Source organism: Cellulomonas endometrii (genome assembly GCF_949769265.1).
Lineage (GTDB): Bacteria > Actinomycetota > Actinomycetes > Actinomycetales > Cellulomonadaceae > Cellulomonas > Cellulomonas endometrii.
This window is the reverse complement of record NZ_CATKPC010000002.1, coordinates 114289-131763: the sequence shown is the minus strand read 5'-3', so window position 1 is coordinate 131763 and position 17475 is coordinate 114289. Positions and strand designations below refer to the sequence as shown.

18 protein-coding genes are annotated in these 17475 nt (G+C 66.8%); 8 read left to right on the top strand and 10 right to left on the bottom strand.

Going from position 1 to position 17475, the window contains the following annotated elements:
* Positions 1-644 precede the first annotated feature (644 nt).
* On the top strand, positions 645-1895 hold the full coding sequence (locus QNH85_RS03080; protein WP_282944544.1) for a hypothetical protein: 1251 nt from the start codon (positions 645-647) through the stop codon (positions 1893-1895).
* A gap of 329 nt (positions 1896-2224) precedes the next feature.
* Here QNH85_RS03080 and QNH85_RS03075 read toward each other — a convergent pair whose 3' ends face one another.
* From QNH85_RS03075 to QNH85_RS03050, 6 genes are read right to left on the bottom strand one after another with little or no spacing between them, the layout of a single operon-like run.
* Positions 2225-3352, bottom strand: coding sequence for a hypothetical protein (locus QNH85_RS03075; RefSeq protein ID WP_282944542.1), 1128 nt, complete (start codon positions 3350-3352; stop codon positions 2225-2227).
* Positions 3349-3927 carry an ABC transporter ATP-binding protein gene (locus QNH85_RS03070; RefSeq protein ID WP_282944540.1) on the bottom strand — a complete coding sequence of 193 codons (579 nt, stop codon included), beginning with the start codon at positions 3925-3927 and terminating at the stop codon, positions 3349-3351. The genes QNH85_RS03075 and QNH85_RS03070 overlap by 4 nt, the downstream gene beginning before the upstream one ends.
* Positions 3928-3965: 38 nt before the next feature.
* Positions 3966-4997 carry a peptidoglycan-binding domain-containing protein gene (locus QNH85_RS03065; RefSeq protein WP_282944539.1) on the bottom strand — a complete coding sequence of 344 codons (1032 nt, stop codon included), beginning with the start codon at positions 4995-4997 and terminating at the stop codon, positions 3966-3968.
* Positions 4997-5305, bottom strand: coding sequence for a hypothetical protein (locus QNH85_RS03060; protein WP_282944537.1), 309 nt, complete (start codon positions 5303-5305; stop codon positions 4997-4999). The genes QNH85_RS03065 and QNH85_RS03060 overlap by 1 nt, the downstream gene beginning before the upstream one ends.
* A 14-nt stretch (positions 5306-5319) precedes the next feature.
* Positions 5320-5937, bottom strand: a complete 618-nt coding sequence (locus QNH85_RS03055) for a hypothetical protein (protein ID WP_282944535.1) — start codon at positions 5935-5937, stop codon at positions 5320-5322.
* Positions 5934-6239 (bottom strand): hypothetical protein, encoded by a 306-nt coding sequence (locus QNH85_RS03050; protein WP_282944534.1) that lies wholly within the window; start codon positions 6237-6239, stop codon positions 5934-5936. The genes QNH85_RS03055 and QNH85_RS03050 overlap by 4 nt, the downstream gene beginning before the upstream one ends.
* Before the next feature lie 460 nt (positions 6240-6699).
* Between QNH85_RS03050 and QNH85_RS03045 the strand changes: the two genes are divergently transcribed.
* Both QNH85_RS03045 and QNH85_RS03040 read left to right on the top strand, forming a co-directional pair.
* Positions 6700-7074 (top strand): hypothetical protein, encoded by a 375-nt coding sequence (locus QNH85_RS03045; RefSeq protein ID WP_282944533.1) that lies wholly within the window; start codon positions 6700-6702, stop codon positions 7072-7074.
* Between the two features lie 79 nt (positions 7075-7153).
* Complete coding sequence (locus tag QNH85_RS03040; protein WP_282944531.1) at positions 7154-8875, top strand: restriction endonuclease; 1722 nt, start codon at positions 7154-7156, stop codon at positions 8873-8875.
* Positions 8876-9093: 218 nt separating this feature from the next.
* Here the strand turns inward: QNH85_RS03040 and QNH85_RS03035 are convergent, their stop codons facing one another.
* The gene (locus QNH85_RS03035) at positions 9094-9426 is read right to left on the bottom strand and encodes a histone-like nucleoid-structuring protein Lsr2 (RefSeq protein ID WP_282944529.1); all 333 of its coding nucleotides are present in this window, start codon (positions 9424-9426) and stop codon (positions 9094-9096) included.
* A gap of 217 nt (positions 9427-9643) precedes the next feature.
* Complete coding sequence (locus QNH85_RS03030) at positions 9644-10321, bottom strand: restriction endonuclease (protein ID WP_282944527.1); 678 nt, start codon at positions 10319-10321, stop codon at positions 9644-9646.
* A 139-nt stretch (positions 10322-10460) separates the two neighbouring features.
* On the opposite strand from QNH85_RS03030, the gene QNH85_RS03025 reads away from it, so the two are divergent.
* Positions 10461-10838 (top strand): hypothetical protein, encoded by a 378-nt coding sequence (locus tag QNH85_RS03025; RefSeq protein WP_282944525.1) that lies wholly within the window; start codon positions 10461-10463, stop codon positions 10836-10838.
* Positions 10839-10897: 59 nt separating this feature from the next.
* Here the strand turns inward: QNH85_RS03025 and QNH85_RS03020 are convergent, their stop codons facing one another.
* Together QNH85_RS03020 and QNH85_RS03015 are read right to left on the bottom strand one after the other, a co-directional pair.
* Positions 10898-11182, bottom strand: coding sequence for a hypothetical protein (locus QNH85_RS03020; protein ID WP_282944523.1), 285 nt, complete (start codon positions 11180-11182; stop codon positions 10898-10900).
* Between the two features lie 86 nt (positions 11183-11268).
* Positions 11269-12303, bottom strand: a complete 1035-nt coding sequence (locus QNH85_RS03015; protein WP_282944521.1) for a hypothetical protein — start codon at positions 12301-12303, stop codon at positions 11269-11271.
* A 114-nt stretch (positions 12304-12417) separates the two neighbouring features.
* On the opposite strand from QNH85_RS03015, the gene QNH85_RS03010 reads away from it, so the two are divergent.
* The 4 genes from QNH85_RS03010 to QNH85_RS02995 all read left to right on the top strand — a co-directional run bounded on the left by QNH85_RS03010 (position 12418) and on the right by QNH85_RS02995 (position 17357).
* Positions 12418-13350, top strand: a complete 933-nt coding sequence (locus QNH85_RS03010; protein ID WP_282944520.1) for a hypothetical protein — start codon at positions 12418-12420, stop codon at positions 13348-13350.
* 422 nt (positions 13351-13772) lie between these two features.
* The gene (locus QNH85_RS03005; protein WP_282944518.1) at positions 13773-14696 is read left to right on the top strand and encodes a UPF0158 family protein; all 924 of its coding nucleotides are present in this window, start codon (positions 13773-13775) and stop codon (positions 14694-14696) included.
* Entirely contained in the window at positions 14686-15858 is a 1173-nt protein-coding gene (locus tag QNH85_RS03000) for a hypothetical protein (RefSeq protein ID WP_282944517.1), read from the top strand. The genes QNH85_RS03005 and QNH85_RS03000 overlap by 11 nt, the downstream gene beginning before the upstream one ends.
* Before the next feature lie 425 nt (positions 15859-16283).
* A complete protein-coding gene (locus QNH85_RS02995) occupies positions 16284-17357 on the top strand; it encodes a TerC family protein (protein ID WP_282944515.1) in 1074 nt (357 codons plus the stop codon).
* The last annotated feature ends 118 nt before the right edge of the window (positions 17358-17475 follow it).

Below are 17475 nucleotides of genomic sequence, written 5' to 3'. Positions count from 1 at the left end.
CCGGCACAGTTCCGTGCCGGGGACGACGCAGTTCCACACCCGGATGGTCCGACGGTGGCATCCTGCAAGGATGCGCGGATTTAGGTTGGGGCTTGTGGTGGCGGCGGCCATCGTTGGCGTCGTTTCCGCGGTAGGGCGGAACTGGTGGACAGTGACCGGCATGGCGTGCGTGATCATCGCGCAGGTTCTCACCGAGCGCGACGTCCGCCGCAGGGCTGCCAACGGCGAGGTGGGGCCGCCGGAGTAGACGGCACCGAGGTCGACAGCAACCGTCGGGTCGCGTGGACCGACCCAGCGTGCCGGACCGGCGAAAGCCTCACGACTGATGCCCCGTGCGTCGGCACAGGGCCCTGAGATGCGTAGCGACCGCCATCAGTGTCAGCGCGCAGCGCTGACATCACTGATACCCGGCTGGCCCGCCCGTCCTGGCGATCGTCGCGACGGTCGCGGTGGTCACGACCGGTCGAGGTCAGCGATCACCCGGGCCACCACCCGGCCGTCCGGGCGCCGGGTAAGGTCGGCTCGAATAGTGAGGCATGCGTGGTCGCTCCGCCCTCGCCGTACGCAACGGAGCGGGAGAATCCCTTGCGTCGCGCCCCGGCGCCGTGGACAGTGGACGCCTCGGATCCGGGAGGTGACGGGCCATGGTCTCCACGAGCGACCAGTCAGGCTCGCGCATCCTCGTGCGCGGAACGTCATCCCTCGCGACCGAGTTGCGACACCTGCCCGTCCCCGCCCGCCGCGCGCTCGGCGTCAGCCCCGAGATGCTGGTTGTGCTCGACGCGGTGGTTGCGGTCGCTCGCCTGCTCACCGACGACGACGACTCTCGGTCCTGGTTCGAGAAGCTGGACAGCCTCGGTGATGAGATCGGCGAGGCGTTCGAGCATCTCGACACCGTCACGGTCGACATTCAACGCCTCGTCGACGACATGCAGAAGATCGCGAAGAGGTTCTCCGGGAACTCACCCCAGCTCTTGGGCTTTGTCGAGCGGCTGGTCGGGAGCGGCGCCTACCGGCGGTTGAAGGCGGCGCTCGGAGAGGACGGTGCTGTGCTGGCGATTGGTGCGCGGCGCGCTGTCCGGGCTGTGATGCCGTTCGCGCTCGCGCTCGACGACGCAGTCGCGTTTCTGTCCCCGGGTCAGGTCGCCGCGATCGTTGGGGACTCTGGACTGGGGCAGTCGACGCTTCGGCTCGCGGTAACGCTCGACAGTGCCATCGACCAACTCACGCACATCGGCGTGCCGTTGGCGTCCGCGACGACCCGCGCCGAGGAGACGCAGGCCCTCGTGGCCGATATCGCGGCGGGGCTCGACGACGTGGTCGAGAAGCTTCATCAGGTTCTCGACGGGCGATCCACCGAGGTCTTGGAGGAGTTCAGTCGACACCTGCAGCGCAAGATCCGCGGCGCCCGCGACGCGGTCGCGCTGTCCGCGGACGGCGCGTCCCAGGCCGCGAACTCGCTCATTGAGTTCATCGACCGGCTCCTACGTGACGCCTTCACCAGCGAGGAAGTGCTCGACTGGTTGCAACGCAACGAATTGCTCGACGACACCACAACCTATGAGAAGAATGGCGTCGTGTACGCGTCCAAGCGCGGGCACGCGCTGTGCTTCGCGCGCGGCGGACGCGACTTCCAGGACAAGGAGCTGCTGTCTCAGCTTGCGGCCAGCGGCCTCGTCGCCGTCCGCACCCAGATGCAGCGGATCAAGCACAGCGACGAGGGCACCCCCGAGGAGCTCGCCGCAGTGCAGGAGGCACTGCGGGCAGTGGAAGGGTTCATGGTGTTCTCGGTGCGGGTGGGGTGGGTGTCGCTGGACAGGGACCAGCTGGACGCCTTGCGGAAGCGCCTCGGCGACGTCCCCCGCGACGCGGTGGAAGTTCAGCGCACGGCCTGACGGCATCACTGCGGGGCACTCCTCTCGCCTCGGCCCGCTCGATTATCTGCCTGGGCATCACGGCTAGCCGAGGGACACCCCACGCGTCTAGCGTGGTGACGACGTCACGACGAGGTGAACGGGGGCAGTCATGAAGGCACTCAGGTGTGTGTTCGGTCATCACGCGTGGCGCGCGCAGCGCAACCCCGACCAAGGCGGACCGGAAGCGATCACCGAGGTCTGCATCCGGTGCGGCAAGGACCGCGCGGTGTACGAACCTGCGTCCGGGACGGGGATCTCGACGGCGCTCATGCGCGGGCCCAGCTAGCTCCCCTCCGCCGACGGGCGACCTAGCGGTCCTTGAGGTCGGCGAGCGTGTCGCGTCGCGGTATCGCGAGCCAAGCGGTGCTGACGACGATGCTCGACGCTGCTGCCACTGCGAGCCCTGATGCGGCCGCGCGGAGCGCCACCTCAGTGACGTGGTCAGTGGCCGCCAGGGCGAGAAGGACGCCACTCCACGCAGTCAGTGCTCCAAGTGCCAAGATTGCGAGCCACTCTGCGCCGCGCATCGCCAGCCGGTCGGTGGACGTCGCCCCTAGCGTCTTGTATAGCCCGTCCTCACCGCGCCGGAACCAGCTCACGATCAGCCAGGCGAGCGCCGCCGCGACACCACCGAGATATGGCAGCGTCTGAGTCGTGCGGTTCTCGTACTCACGGGAATAGTCCCGGCTGAATTGGCCGCCCACGAGACGCTCGGACACCACGACGGGCCTGTCCCCGACGACAGCCAGTACCGCGGGCAGCGACGACCGCACGGGGTCCACACTGCCTGGCGCGGCACGGACGTAGCATCGGTCGACCTCGCCCGAAGACGGGCGCGGGACCAAGACGACGTAGGCGTACTCATCTCCCAGGATGCCGGTCGGCACTTCGTCGCTCACCGAGACCGTCCCCACCGGCGACGGATCGCTCGCCTCGCCAGTCGCCGCGGCTTGCTCGTCGCTGCCTGACGAGATGACCTCAGGCGGCAAGAGCGTCATGACGGGCCCGACGCCGATGTCCGCACGTACACGGGGGGACACAACGGCTCCACCCGGTGTTGCCCTTAAGAACGCGTACACCCCCGAGGTGACGGAGGCGACAGCCAACCGCGCCCCAGGTGCGGCTGCCGTTCCTGCGCCTCCGGCGTGCCGTGTGACACCGAACGCTGCCTCAACGCCAGGCATCGCGGACAAGCTGTCGCAGCTGTGAGCGTCGAGAGACGCTCCCTCCGCGCTAGCGATGAGTACCGTGCCGCCTGAGGCGACCCACTCGGCTTCGTCCTTGACGATCGCCGACACAGCGACAGCGTCGAGCATCGCTGGCACACCAAGCCCCGCGGCCACGACGGTGACCAGTGCGACTCCGACGACGCCGCTGGCCGTCAGCGATCGCAAGCCCTCGCGCGCGGCCTCCCTGCGCCTCCACCCCGTGATCACAGCTCAAGGCGTCCGTCATTGAGTCGCAGCGATCGATCACAGAGTGACGCGACCTCCTCGTCGTGGGTCACGATCACCAATCCACGATCACGAGTCGAGGCGAGCATGGTCTCGACCACGTCCAACGTCGTCGACCGATCGAGTTGTCCAGTCGGCTCGTCCGCCAAGACGAACGGGTACACCCCCACGAGCGCGCGAGCCAAGACGACTCGTTGGAGTTCGCCTCCCGACAACGACCGTGCTGCCCGACCCTCAAGGTGCCCGAGCCCGACCTGCAGGAGCTGCTCGCGCGCCAGCCGAAGCGCCGTTTCCCACGGAACGCCGTCATGCAGCGCGCCCAAAGCGACGTTCTCAAGTGCTGATCTGCGGGGCAGTGCGTTGACAGTCTGAAGCACGAACGCGACGTGACCAGTCGGAGGGACGCGACCTCCGACGTCATCGACCACCCCAGCGAACCCGGTCGAGGGCGTCACTAGTCCTCCGAGCATCGCCAGCAATGTCGTCTTTCCCGACCCCGAAGGCCCCGTCACAGCCACGGACTCACCCCTACGGATGCTCAGGTCCACGTCGTCCACGACGCGTCGTTGCCCGTACGTGCGGCCGAGGCGCTCAGCTACGAGCTGCACGTCAAGTCTCCGCGGGTCTGTGCCGGGTTCACCAAGACCTGGGTGACGGGAGCGTCGGGCGGCAGGTAGATCGAGCCAGCTGCGCTGCCGACCGGTTGGATAACGACAGCCGGCGCTGTGGCATCGGGATACACGCAGGTGCGCCCGCTGCTGTCGGTGACGACTGCGCTTGCCGGGACGACGGTGACCTCCGCGGGTTCCGCGCTGGTCAGCTCGCCGGCGCCTTCGTCGGAGCCGAGCGCCCGAATGAGGGCAGCGGCTGCTTCCGGGTCCGTGACCACACCGGCGCCCGCAGTGTAGGGAACGGACACCTCGCCCACCCGGATGACGTAACTTCCGGGTTCGAGGGCGGTGCTCGGCTCGTCTACGGCGACTCCCTCGAGCAGCGCCGGACCAAGCGCAATCGCCTGACCAGGGGTGACGACGTCTCCTACTTTCACCGCGACACTCGCTACTTCGAAGCGATCCGCGCCGATCCAGACGACTGCGGCCGGGTCGAAGGTGTCACCGCGTCGACCGTGCGCCACGTTCCACGCCTTGACCGCGCGTGCGGTGGACGCGCCGTACTTGCCGTCCGCCGGCGCACGCAGGTACCCGGTGTTCGCCAGGAACGTCTGGAGGCGCGTCACGTCTTCACCTTCGGCGCCTGGCGCCAAAGCACGGTGCGGCGGCGCAGCGCCTGACATCGCAACGATGGGCAGGTCATCGACTGTGGCGAGCACAGCACCCGGCTCAAGCACAGAGCCAGGTGTGATTGGTAGGGACGTAACGGTGCCGGAGACTGCGAAGACGGCCTGTGGTCCGTCGACGCGACGCGCAGCGAGCCCCACAACCGCGGACTCGGTGCGTGTCTGGACGGCCACCTGAGCCACCACGGCTTCGACCGGGGCATCGGAGGCCAGTGGACTGCTGGAGTTGCGGAGCACGACGACCGTCGCCGCGGCAGCTGCGATCAGGGTGCATGTCAGCGCCCAGACCACGATCCAGCTGCCGTAGCGACGGTCGCGTGCTCGCGCCATCAGGAGCCTTCGACCGTGTGGTAGACGACCACGGGGTTGTTCGCAGTGGTGTAGGACGACCCGGTCCCACCGACCCAGTTGGTCCAGTAGTTGGTGCCGCTCCAGACCGGGTCGTAGTAGTGCCGGATCCTGAGGTAGCTGCACGTGGTGCCCACCTCGTCGACCCGAGCGGAGTAGTCACTGATCGTGCGGCTCAGCCAGTCGCAGCTGGCGGCGCTTGCTGTGCCGGCAGGCACGGCGAGCGCCATGAGCAGCCCTGCTGCCGCGCTCGCTCCCGCGATCGTGAGCTTGCTCTTCCTCGTTCTCATGTCTTCTCAACCTCTCATCCGTTGAAGCCTGAGTCGGCGACGCAGTGAGGTCCGCCTCTCTGGAGGACCGCGCCGGTGTGCAGCTCCAGGACGGCTCGCGGTGCCTCGTCGTCGACGTCCTCACCGTTGTCCCTGAGGCAGGCCACGACGGCCTCCCGGAACGGCTCGAACCGCTCGTCGATGACCTCCTGCACCACCGGGGTAGCCCGGTACAGCCCTTCTATGAACTGCGAGTGCGCGCTGATGCACGCCTGGGAGATCGCGTCCGTCTCGTCATCGGTCCGACCTTCCGAGGAAGCGGCGTACGAGTAGTTGATCTCCGGATAGCCGCTCGACTCGGTGACTCTGTCGCCGATGACGTCGATTCCCGCCGCGCGCAAGCACTCGACCGTCCGTCCGACCGCCGCCTCGTACTGCTGGAACGTGACGTCCCCGCTCTCGAGAACCGCGAGCTGGTCGTCGGAGGCGCCCTGCTCGCGAGCGACATCAACGGTGTCGTCGACGACCTCTTCCCAGGTGGGCACGGTCATCCCGGTCGAGCCACCGTCGGAGGAGTCGTTCGAGCACGCTGCAGCGAGCAACGCGACGGCGACGATTCCGATTGTGAACCCGGCTCGCCGCCGACCGCTCATGACGCCTGGGTCGAGTGCTTGATGTAGACCGGGGTGTCCGGCGTGTAGTACGGGACGAGCATGGACGTTCCACCGGACCAGGAGGTCCAGTAGTTGTTCGTGCTCCACACCGGGTCGTAGTAGTGCCGAACAGCTACAGCCTGGCAGTCGCCGAGCCCTTGCACCCACGCGGCGTCGCCGGCGGTCTTCCCGCTGCGGACGTTGCAGGCGACAGCGGACGCCGAGGACACCCCGACGAGTCCGACGCCGGCTGCCAACGCGAGCGTCGCAGCAACCGAGGCGAACTTCCTCTTCTTGCTCATCTTTGAACCCCCTGGTCACGGGCATCCCCGTTGATGCCCAAGGCACACGTTAGCGACGCGGACAGCTGGTGTCCGGCGTTTCGATCACCAGTCACAGACGACTTCGTCAGGTGAGCCTCGGGTGGTCCCCGGGGGCGTGCATCTCGCAGACACGTTCCGGCGTTGCGGTGTGCGACGAACATGGTGAGCGCCACGACCGATCACGACCCGGTCCTCTGTGGTGCTGCCGCCGTCCGTAGGTCGCTAGGCCAACAGCTGAGAAGCACCCAGACCCATGCCCGCAACCTCCGCCTGACGAGTTGTGCCCCGCCATCGTGACCGACACCGTGCGCCCGCGCCTGCCGTTTCGGTGATCGAACCCGTGCGGGCGTCGAAGCAGATCGAGGACTCGGGGTCACGCGCTCGTGTGAGCTCGGCGAGATCGACCTTGGAGGACAACGCGCGGCCCTAGGGTGCACACATGTATGGACGGAGCGACGCCGAGTGGGAGCAGCTGGTCGCAGCGGGCACCGAGTTCCTGGACGAGTGTGTCCGATCGGGTCGCACCACCTCGTACACGGAACTGACCAACAAGCTCGTCGAGCGCACGGGCACGCGCGCCTTCGACTTCTCCTTGGAGAAGGACCGACGCGCGGTGGGGTACCTCCTCGGGCAGATCGTCACGCGTGACTTCCCGACGAGGCGCTTCATGCTCTCCGCCGTCGTGAGGTACTCCGACAGCAACGACGCGGGCCCGGGGTTCTACAAGCTCGCTCAGCAGATGGGCCTGCTCAAGCCGAACACCGACCGCCTGGCTTTCTGGACCGAGCAGCTGCGTGGTCTCGGCGTGCGCTGACGATCTGACACATCACGTACAGCCCCATTCGAGACTGCCTCGTTAGTCGCGCCCTCTCGTGCCCCGTGTGGGTGCGGCCGTGGAAGATGAGTTCGTGATCCCCTGGGAGCAGATGAGCGGTGACGAGGTTGAGCGGCTCATCGCGGCGCTGATTTCGGTCGGCCACCCAAGAGCGAACCGAATCACCCCGTCTCGCGGTGACCGCGGCATGGACGTCGTGGACTGGTGCGACGACGGCTCGCTGGTCGTGTACCAAGTGAAGCGGTATACAGGGCCGCTGCGGCCCGGACAGGTACGGGACATCGAGTCCTCCCTGCACACCATGCTCGACAAGGTCGCAGCCGAGCGGCCGGTGAGTCGGTGGCACCTGGTCATGCCGTGGAGTCCTACACCAGAGCGGGTCGATTGGCTCGACGGGTTGCGGCGCGAGCTGGACCCGATCGACCTGCGCTGGGACGACCGAGCGCGTCTGGACGCCTGGGCCGCGAGCCAGCCCCAGATCCTGGACTTCTTCGTAGCCGGCCGCGGCTCGCCGCGAGACGACCTGCTCGTCGAGGCACTGCGCTCGAAGCTCCCCGACCCAGACGCGCTCGAGGGAAGCAGCCTGCTCGGCGTCGCGGAGGCGCACCTTCGGTACCTGAATCGCGTACTGGACCGGATCGACCCGTTCTACCGGTACGACATTCGACACTTCTTCGGGCCCGACGCGCAGACCGACGCGCGACACGTCGCGACGGCAGGGGCGTCCGATGCCGTCGCTACGCGTTTCGTCACCCTCGAGGACGGCACAGTGCGTTCTGTGTCGATCCGACCGAAGACTGCTCTCGCTCAGGAGGTGTCTCCCCTGACGATCGAAGCCGAGATCCGGCTGGCGCCTGAGAACCGCGATGCTGTCCAGGCGTTCCACGACTTTGGAACCCCCGTCGAGCGCGTGCCCGCGAGAATCGTCTCGGCCGGCCCTCCCGGCTTCGCGGTCGAAGCCGTCGAGGGCTTCATCACGCTGACCCCGACTGTGGAGGTTGCTGACCTGCCCGACACGGAGATCGCCCTCGTGGGAGAGGACGGCGCCGACGTCGTCGCAGTCGAGCTCGGACGCTTGGAACGCACAAGAAGCCCGGACGGGCGTGGTGCACGCATGGTGGCGCGGTCGCGCGATGAAGCGTTTCTCTTCACGGTGACGGTCCGTGACCGTGGGCCCCAGGCGGAGATCAACGTCACTTGGTCTCTCACCCCGGCACAGCTCGTCGGTCTGGCCCCGCACGTCGCGCTCCGCGCTGCGCGTGCAGCAGTCGCGTTCAACGGGCGGGGCACCTTCACCTGGCGGCAAGCCGCAGGCGGGTCGTCCATCGCATCCGTGCCTAACGAGGTGGCAGACCAGACGCGAGGTCACGTCAATCTCGTCGAGTACCTCGAAGCGCTCCTGGACGTGCAGCGGGTAGTCAGCGACCGTCTGGTTGTGCCCGACCTGACGACCGAACCGGATGAAGCCCGGGATAGCGTGTTGAGCGCCGCGCGGCTGTTGCGGGGCGAGACGCTTTTCACGTCGCTGTCTCCTCCCGTTGAAGTGCTTGAGGCGGAGTGGACGGCGACCCCCGGTGCGGGAGTGCGATCCGACATGGACTTCTCCTGCCACGTAGGCGGACGGCGCGTGATCCTGCCCGGTAAGGTCGAGTTCGAAACGGCGACCACGCGGCTTTCCGGCGCGGCTGCGGCCCCGGGTTCCGTGACACTGGAACCGGAGGTCGGGTACTACGCGCTGCGGCTGGCAGGGCCACCCTCTGGCCTAGGCGACCGGGACTGACCCTTTCCAGACCGCGCATATCCGCCGGACGTCAGTGCTTACTCGTTCGCCGACCTTGGTCGACTAGGTCGTAACCTGCGGTCAGGACGGTCAGAGTGTGATCGCCAAGATGATCGTCTCAGGGTGGCTCGTCCATGCGGGCTCCTCAGTCGTCTAGCGGGCACGGGCCCGAATACGGTTCGAAGGAGTGGCAGTCGACCACCAGTTCCGAGCTCCACTCAGCGCGCTGCGCGGTACTGATCGAGCACAGCACCCGGGATGCGACCGCGCGCGGGAAGGTCGATACTCCGCGAGGCCGCCCACTCTCGTACCGCCGCAGGCTCGTAGTCCCGCCCGTTTCCACGCGTACGGTTCCCAGCGCGGCTCGGGGCTCGACCGCCGACCTTGCGGGCGTGCCCGACGAACCGAGCGGCGGCGTCTCGGAGCTCGCGGGCGTGCTCAGCATTGAGGTCGATCTCGTAGTTGACGCCGTCCAGACCAAACACGACGGTCTCGTCGGCGGAGGAGCCGTCAACGTCGTCGATGAGCGTGATCTGCGTCTTTTGAGCCATGTGCGTGAGTCCAATGCGCGTCGGCGGTAGAAGCGACCACATCTTGCCATCGCGTCGTCCACTGGGTGCGCTGGATCTTGGCGACACTCCGCGTCTACCTTGAAGTACGCGGTGCGGCCGGAGCGGCCCGTGTCGTCGCCGATCGATCAGCAGGCGAAATCCGGGCACTCTTACCGCCCCGCCAACACGTGAGCGCACGGGTGGGGCCGGCCGAGGGTTACAGGTCCGACTTCGGAGGAAGGTGAAGGATGTTGCGAGGGCTCAACCGTTCCTGTTTGCGTCGCCACTGACGCCGCCACACAAGAGTTCCGATCACAGCGAGCCCGAGCGCCAGGGGCGGGTTGCCCCATCCCGGGTCGTCTTCCCCGGCCACGGTGGCTTGGATCGCTTGGACGGACAGGGGGATCACGCTTGCCCAGCAGAAGACCGTCGCGGCCTTCCACCAGTTCCTCTTCCACCAGAGCTTCGCTGGTGACGGGCCGACAGGAGTGGCCGGCGAGGGCCGCTGCCCCGCCTGGAGGTGATGAACCGCGGCCGGGCTGTGGGGCGTCAGAGCGCCCGTGGGGTCGTACGTGAACAGCGCCACGTCCATCTCAGCGGCGTACTCGAGCGCACGGTTCGAATAGCTCGACGCGGTGAAGAAGAACAGCGCCAGGTGCTGATCGCGCCCGCGCGCGCCGACGAGCCGCTGGAGGTCAGACCGTCCGGTCTGCGCACCACGGAACTTGACCTGCGCGATCGCCCGCTGTGAGCGAACGTCGATTCCACCGTCCGGACCGACCGGTGTTTCTCTGGCGTCAGGGAAGCCCATGGCGCGCAGCGCGGCGGCGGCCATCTGCTCAGCCTCACGGTCGGACGCTACGTACTGCCCTGGGCTCCACGGCTTCGCCTGCACGAACGAACGGTCTCACGAGACGGTGACACGCCGGAGCAGAAGGGCAGGTCGTCGTTCGTGGGCTTGGTCTAGGCACGATGTGACAGTGTGAGTTCGTCCGTGAACCCCCCGGCGAAAGCCCGACAAGGGAGAAGAGCGAGTGGCACTGAGCACCGACCTGCTGAAGTCCGAGGCGGACCTGCGCGCTGCGGTCGAGGAGTACTTGAAGACCAACGAGAGCGTGACCGCGTCCTTCACGGCGACGCGACCCGACCGGCTAGAGACGTACGAGGACCAGGACGTCGAGGTGACGGTCGAGGACCTCGAGCTCGACATCGAGGAAGACGATGAGGACGCGACCGTGTCCTACACCGCCGAGCTCCAGGTCCGCCGGACGCTCGCCGGACAGGACCACCGCGGAGATTCCGTCGAGTACGAGGCGGAGACGATCACCGGACGCGTCTCTGGCACCGTGATCGTCCAGGTCAGCCCGGTGTCGATTGACCGCATCGACGCCCCGTTCTACGAGACGTCTTAGCGGCAGCGAGCCCTCTTCGGGGGCGCAGCTGCCGAAGATGAGCGGTTCAGACTCGCGCGTCAGTCAGGCGCGACTTGCTCGTCGTAGATGACGCCACCCGGAAGTAGGTCACCACGCCGGAGGTGGGCGGCGACCTCAGCGATGCCGCGCGTGTAGCCGTTGCCCCACTCGCCGGGGGCAACTGCCGTGTGCTCGTAGTCCTCTCGCCAGCGGTCGATCCACTTCGCGATCAGCAGGTGGCTGCGGTACTGGTCACCGTGCTCCTTGAGCAGCGCGGCAAAGTTGACCTCCTCCGCGTCGGAGATGCGGGAGCGGTCGAAGGCCAGGAGTTCGTCGTCGTCCATGCTGTTACTCCTTCCTCGTACTGTGCACCGGTTCCCGTCTCGGGGCGCCAGCACTTCTCAGTTCACTGTGGTGCGCGGGTCGCGCATCAGGATGCGTACAGGGAACCCAGCAGGGCGACGATCACGACCGCGATCGCCGTAGCTGAGAAGTAGTGCGCTTGGAACTTCTCCCCGTCACGGCGTCCCGCGAGCACCGTCTGAGTCGAGTAGCCGAGGTACCCCGCGGTGACGACCGCGACGGTCGCGACCGTTCGCGCGACACCGGACTCGTACAACGAGAACCACAGGATCACTCCCACGAGCGCTGCGGGTGTGCCCGTCAGGAACGTCAGGTAGACGGCGCTGCTGCCTTTCGCCCCGAACGATCCGCACGCGAGAAGGAACGCCAGCATCATCGTCGCCGCTAGGACGACCGCCCAAGACATCGAGAGCGGATCGCCCGCGGTGCTGCGAGCGATCGCGTAGTCCAGCAGGTAGAAGACCATCGTCAACGTGACGAACGTGGCCAACGTCAAGAAGACGACGTTCGTGAGCTGGTGCGCGTGCCGCAGCGAGTACCCGGTGAGCGCCTCCTCCACCGAGCCGCCGGTCGCAGGGAGCCCATCGCTCGTAGCGCCGGCCACGACGGTCGACTGCTGCCAGGAGATGAACGCCCGCACGACCAGCCAGGCAAGCGGGAGAGCGATCGTAGACACGTACGCAGGCCGCGGCTCCTCCAGGTAGCCGCTGAGTCCAGGTGTCGACAACGCGGCCCAGACCGTCGCGCCGACGGCTGCAGCGCCGACCACGTTCGTCGTCAGATGCCCACGAAACCGGCTTGGGACGCCCGGTTGCCTACCCGTAGAGAAGATCCGTTGGCCGTCCGGAACTCGTCGTGACTCCCACAACCCCAGCAGTGGCGACAGCACAGCCAAGAACAGGATCGGCAAGACCAACCAGATCACCGGGATGTCGCGAGGAAGAACCGGAAAGTCGAACCCCGAGGCGGTCAACGCTCCCAACGCGACGACCACCGTAAGGACAGTGCCGACCTGCTTGGGGTGGATCGCCGGGGCGAGCGCGATGTCGTAGATCACGAGTAGCGCCGAGATGATGAAGACGACGATTCTGGCGAGCTCCACCGTGATCTCCCGTCGGGCGTTGAAGCGCCGGATGGCGTGCTGTGTCGCAGCGTAGGGGCCACCTTCCGCCCGTGGGGCCCGTTCGCGAGGCGGATCCGCCCGTAGACTCCGCAGATGCACACGGGCCGGGATGGCAAGCGTTCCCCGGTGCGTCGTCGGACCCTTCAGGTTGTCGTGGTCGTTCTTGTCGCGATCACGTCGCTGCTGCTCGCCGACGTCGTCAGCGGGCTTGTCTACCGAACGTCAACGGCCGCGTCCGCCGTCGTGACCCAGGCCCGCTCCGGCCGCGCCGACGAACTTCTCGTGGTCTTCGGTGGGTACGCGTCGGACTGCCTCTCGATCAGTCGCGCCTTCGAGCCAGAGCTCGACGACCGCAACGCGATGGTCGTGCTGTGCTACGCCGAGCGCGGGGTCGACGACGACGACGTGTTCCGGACCGTAATGCAGCATGTCGAGGATCTGCAGCCCGAGAGCATCAGGGTTCTCGGTGGTTCGCTCGGAGGACTCGTCGCTGTTCGCTTCCTCGAGCGCTACCGCGACAGCCCCCAAGCGGCAGATCTTGGACCCGTCGTCCTAGTGCTTGACACGGCACCCAGCAGTTCACAGACGGTTCGTCGGCCTCAGTGGCTGTTCGCGGTTGCCCGCTGGTACCGCGGAGGCGTCATCTCATCGGCCGTCTGGCACCTGCTCAGCGGGCTCGGTGAGCGCCCGGACGCGGAGCCCGACGCTGCGACAGACGTCATACGGCGCGGCGAGCAGGCGAACGCATCGGTCGGCATGCCCGCGCTGACAAGTCAGGCGGCGTACCTGGCGTCCTTCTCCTCATCAGAGCTCGCCGACGTCGGCGATGTGGTCACCAGCGTCACCTACCTGCGGGCGGAACACGCGCACCGAGACCCCCTGATCGACGTTCACGACGCCACTGACGAGTGGTCGCACGCTCTCCCAGGAACGAAGGTCGTCGACCTTCCCGAACGTAACGGCGCCTGGCACGTCCCCTGGACGTACCGACCGCACGAAACGCTCGAAGCCGTGCTGGCCGCCTAAGACCAGGCCGGTGCACCGCCTTCACGGGCTCGCCGAGACGGGTACCGTTGGAGCGAGCCCCCCCGTCAAGGTCTCCCCGCTGCTCAGGCAGCGGCTCGGCGCCCCCTCCGGCGAGTCACCCGTGGTCGTTGGCGTCCACGCTTCACCCCGATGCCAGGCCCGACGGGCTGATGCAAGCAAGGTGCGGTGGTAGTGTGGGCCGCGAGTTACTGAACCGATGACGGCTCTCTGCGAAGCAGGGCACGTCCGACATCAGGTTGAGAGAGTTCGTCCGTCAAGGGAAAGTCCGGCCGCCCCAGCTCGCGGGGTCACCGGGAGGCCCCGACCCGTTGAGGTCTATTTCGGATGAGTTCGAGAGCCGGTTACTCCTCGTACGGTCATCCTTCACTGGTTGACCCCTGCCCGGAAGCCGAGGAGACGACGTGGCTGAGACGACGGACACGAACCCCGAGGACGCGCGAGCGTCAGCGTTCGAGTTGCTCGAACGAGCGCTCGGGGAACTGGCGTCCAGGAACAGGCTGAGCACCGCTGCAGCCGTCCGGTCGGAGATGAACCACCTCAGTGCAGACGGTTTCTCTCTCAGCCCGCTGCACTTCGATCGCTTTCGTGACTTCCTAGACGCGGCAGAGGCTGCCGGCCGGGTGAATCTCGCCCGACCGGCGGCCGGCCTCGGCTCGGACACGATGGTCTCGCTTCCCGGACGTCCGATCGTGGCACCGACGACGCCGACGACCAAGGGCGAGCCGCTGCCGAAGGTTCTGTGGCAAGCGTTCGTACGCTGGGACGCGCGCCTCCGCCGGGTCGCGGACGCACAGACGGGCGAAGTCTCCATCTTCCCGACGGAGCCCGTTCCGTTCGAGCCGGAGCACGTCACGTCACTGCGGGCTGCTGCGGACGCGGACCCGGTTCGCTACGTCGCGATCGAGCCGGCGGACATCGGCCAGCAGCTGGAGTGGGCGAAGTCCTTCGTCGCCGAGGTCGACCTGTCGGACGAAGATCGCGCGGTCCTGGAGCAGACGTTCAGCAGCAGCTTGCCCCTCAAGTCTTTCACGACCGCGATCCGCGGACTTGAGTCGCAGAATCAGAAGTGGCATGCGTACCGTTTGGCGAAGGTGCGTGGGTACGTCGATGCTTGGTCGAAGAGGACGGGGATCTCGCCGTCATCGGCTTCAACTCCGGTTGCCGCCTCTTCTGCCTCCGCTCACGCCAGTTACGCCGGCGCGCCGACGAGTCCAGTTCAGGACGCATCCGTTCGGGCCCGGCTGCTTCGTGCGATCGGGTCAATGACCCTCGAGGAGCTCCTCGAACTGCGCCTTCCGGCTCGTCTCCTCCTCGATGAACGGTGATGACTTCGATGTCCGACGCATCGTGCGCGGGCTCCGTCGAATCACCCCAGTAAGCGGGAGCAGCGACGACCCCTTCGGGCTCGGCAAGAAGTTGAAGACTCCTTCCCTTGCCGTAAAGCCGGCGTACTACTTCCCTCGGGGCATCGCCGCAAACGCCGGCCTAGTTCGATCGGCCCAGCATCCGGTCATGGGACTCCACGAGGACTTCCGGATCGCAGCGTACGGCGCACTGTTCGCGCGACCTCATCTCATGTGTCGGATGCCCGACCCGGGACAGAACGCCTTCGAAGAGATCGATGATCGATACGACTCTGCTCTAAAGTACGAACAACTTGCAGTAGCGGTCGTGGTCCAGCCCGAGGACCCGCGAAACATCGAAGCCCCGGACGTGTCGGCCGCTCCTCAGGCCGGTAGCGGGAAGATCACGGTTGTCAGCGACGGCATACAGCCCGTACGCACGTTCGCCGACGTCACCTGGGTCGACACGACCGATGCCTTTGCTGAGCACCTCGCACGCCTATGGCGCGAGTGCGGGGCACCGCCGCGTACCGGCGTCCAGCGTCTCGTTGTCGTGTCTGAGACACCGGCCGCGTTTACCCGCGACGAAGGCGCTCGAATGACCGACGAAGCCCGCGTCTACGGGTTCGACTTGGAGGTCATCGCGTCGTCTCGAGTCGGCGAATACCGCCGACGACTTCGAAGCAATCCTCCCGGGCATTTGCTCCTCGACAAGCGGAGCATGCACGCGACCGAGGGGCTCTCTGCCGACTTTCGCAAGACCGCAAGCCCCGATCGTGAGCTCATGTTCGAGGTGGGCACAGACGAGGTCGCTGCGGTGCTTCGAGCGATCCGATGCGCCGCGGCACTGGGCCCCGGCCTTGTCTCCACGCACACGCGCCCGAACCCGCGCAGAGCCCCGGAACTCCACCGCAACGGCCGCGCATGGCTACATCCCCGGTTCGGGAAGTTCGTTGAGGAGGCGCCGGGCGTCGTCCTCACGAGAGACCTCGACAAGCATGCCGAATCAACGTTCAAGCAGTACAGCATTGACACGGACGGACTGAACTGGGTCGCCGACCTCGACGAGAACCGAGAAGTGATAAACAAGCACAAGAGCCCGGTCGGCAAATTCGTTCCTTGGGATCAGCTCGGCAGCCTCTGAGCAGGTCACGATCGAGATCCTGCGAAGGCGCAGCTGCGAGACTGAACGGCATCCCCCACGGCTCGAGCAGCGCGCCCACGATCCCTTGACCTAGCGCCTGTCGTCACGGCAACCGGTCAGCCCGGCGCTGTCTGAGTCGCGCGACCCAGTGAGCACTCCAGGCCGGCAGTTTCGGCCCGCGGTTGCATCCGATCGTGTTCCGGGACCGAGGACGGCGGGTCTGGCTCCGCCCCTCTCGGTGCTGGCAGTTCAGACTCCCAGCGGTCGCTCGGGTTGCGAGAATCGCTGTGTTCGGCTTCGATTGCCCGACACGTGAAGGGGAGTATCCCCGATCGCGCCGTCGTCATCACGGCTCTCCGGCGAGAGCTCGGCGGCCGGGCCTTCGGGTCGGGAGAGACCTTCGGTATCTGAACCGGAGGTGTCTCATGCACGTGCCCATCTGGGTATGGCTCGCCGTCCTTGGCGTGATCCTCGCGATGCTGTCCGTGGACTTGTTCGCCCATCGGCGTGCGCACGTCATCGGCGTGCGCGAGGCGGCGGCATGGTCGACGGTGTGGGTCGCACTGGGCGTGGCGTTCGGGGCCGTTGTGTGGGCCTTGTACGGCGCCGAGCACGGCCAGCAGTACTTCGCCGGCTACCTCATTGAGAAGTCGCTCGCTGTCGACAACGTGTTCGTCTGGGCGATCATCTTCACCTACTTCGCCGTGCCCCGAGAGCTGCAGCACCGGGTTCTGTTCCTCGGGGTACTGGGAGCCTTGGTGCTCCGCGGAGTGTTCATCGCGGCGGGCTCGGTCCTCATCGCGAGCTTCTCATGGGTGCTGTACCTGTTCGCGGTCCTACTGCTGTACACCGGATACCGGATGCTGCGTCAGCGCGACCAGCACATCGACCCCCAGCAGTCGCGGGTCCTGCGGGCGTTCCGCCGCCGCGTACCCATGACCGACGCATTCCACGGCCAGCGCCTGTGGGTCCGTAAGGACGGCGTGCTCCTCGCGACCCCGTTGCTGGCGGTGCTTGTGCTGATCGAGGTGACAGACGTGGTGTTCGCAGTCGACTCGATCCCCGCGATCTTCGCCGTGACTGAGGAGCCCTTCCTGGTCTTCACCGCCAACGCGTTCGCGATTCTCGGTCTGCGGGCGATGTACTTCCTGCTAGCTGACCTGGTGCACCGCTTCGTCTATCTAAAGACCGGGCTCGCGCTGGTGCTGATCTGGGTGGGCGTCAAGATGACCCTCAAGGTGGACCTGTACTACATCCCCACCACGATCTCCTTGGCCGTCATCATCACGATCCTCGCCGTCTCGGTCGTAGCCAGCTTGCGTGCGACACGTGGCAGGGAGCGGCACACGTTCGGCGGCGCCGTCGTGGCGCCCTTCCGGATCGCGTCTCCGGATGAAATCGCAGCACTCGACCCGAGGTGGCGGCGTGGACGACGACGCCGGGGCACCGCGTCCGAGCAGGACGACCACGGGCGTGCCGCAGGTCGGGGGTCCCGATGAGCATTGAGATCCAGTGGCTTGTCGAGGACCACACCCAGCCCGGGCCGGCGGCAGTCGCGTTCGCACCAGGTTTGACGGAGACCACCTTGCTGGAAGCTGCCGTGAACGTCGCGGACGT